The sequence below is a fragment of the Moorena sp. SIO4E2 genome (assembly GCF_010671945.1).
Lineage (GTDB): Bacteria > Cyanobacteriota > Cyanobacteriia > Cyanobacteriales > Coleofasciculaceae > Moorena > Moorena producens.
Window position 1 is genome coordinate 1 of record NZ_JAAHIE010001425.1, and the last position, 1,047, is coordinate 1,047.

At 46.7% G+C, this 1,047-nt stretch carries 2 protein-coding genes; one reads left to right on the top strand and one right to left on the bottom strand.

The features are described 5' to 3' along the window. Positions 1-52 precede the first annotated feature (52 nt). Positions 53-262, top strand: a complete 210-nt coding sequence (locus tag F6K37_RS44190) for a hypothetical protein (RefSeq protein ID WP_287257454.1) — start codon at positions 53-55, stop codon at positions 260-262. Positions 263-472: 210 nt separating this feature from the next. On the opposite strand, the gene F6K37_RS44195 is transcribed toward F6K37_RS44190, so the two are convergent. Continuing rightward, positions 473-826 (bottom strand): DUF433 domain-containing protein, encoded by a 354-nt coding sequence (locus tag F6K37_RS44195; RefSeq protein WP_287257455.1) that lies wholly within the window; start codon positions 824-826, stop codon positions 473-475. Positions 827-1,047: the final 221 nt, after the last annotated feature.

Genomic DNA, 1,047 nt, shown 5'->3' on the forward strand with positions numbered 1-1,047 from the left:
ACGACTAGTCTGATCGCGGTTTGGTCCTTCGGTCATGGCCTGAAGGTAACAGATGTCGATTACCTTCACATTATCTTGGATTACCCTATTATTTATTTGGGCATCAGGCAATTATGCCATTTTATGGGAGTTCTTAATGGTTTTGGGGAGTCGGGAGTCGGGAGTCGGGAGTCGGGCTAAGCGGTCAGCGGTCAGCGGTCAGCGGTCAGTAGTCAGCCGTCAGCCGTCAGCGGTCAGCCGTCAGCCTTTAGCCTTTAGCTGAAAACTGTTCGCGTAGCGTGGGCGTAGCGCTAATCGCTGATAGCTAATCGCTGATAGCTGATAGCTGATAGCTGATAGCTGATAGCTGATAGCTGATAGCTGATAGCTGATAGCTGATAGCTGATAGCTGATAGCTGATAGCTGATAGCTGATAGCTGATAGCTGATAGCTGATAGCTGAATGCTTACCTAAAACCTATTTCAAATGCGTTTTAGGTTACAGCCTTAACTGATTTAGTAGACTCTTGCTGAGCATCTGCTTCTGCTTTTAATTGCCGAAACCTCTGCCGTGCAGGGGAAGGATTACGTTTTTGCTCTTCTCGTTGTTGACGGCAAAACTCTAGCCAGTCAGCCAAGTAAGCCCTGACCTCCTCTTTGTTGTGTAGATAGTAGAGGATGGTGGCGTAGACTTCTTCTAGGGTAATGGTCTCAAATTGTTCGGCAATTTCTTCGGGGGTTTTGGCACGATAGATGTATTCGTAGAGGACACTTTCGATGCCAATGCGGCTACCTTTGATGCGGATATCATCAGAGGCTAGGAAGTTGAAGTAGTCTTGGATTTGCATTTAGCAAAGGGTACAGGGAGTAGGGAGTAGGGAGTCGGGAGTCGGGAGTCGGGAGTCGGGAAGAAAAATTATCACAATTCCTACACGGATTGCTATAGCAATTTGCAATTACCAGGTAAAAGTTCTTTTGAATTATAGCGTTTCGTGTAGGAATTGTAAACCAGGATTACAGTTTTTGACCTTGTCTTGATGCAGTCGCTCATGGGGGAAACCCCCAAGAC

Excerpts from the sequence above, each read along its gene's own strand:
- F6K37_RS44190 (WP_287257454.1), top strand. The coding sequence starts at position 53 with ATGTCGATTACCTTCACATTATCTTGGATTACCCTATTATTTATTTGG.
- F6K37_RS44195 (WP_287257455.1), bottom strand. The coding sequence starts at position 826 with ATGCAAATCCAAGACTACTTCAACTTCCTAGCCTCTGATGATATCCGC.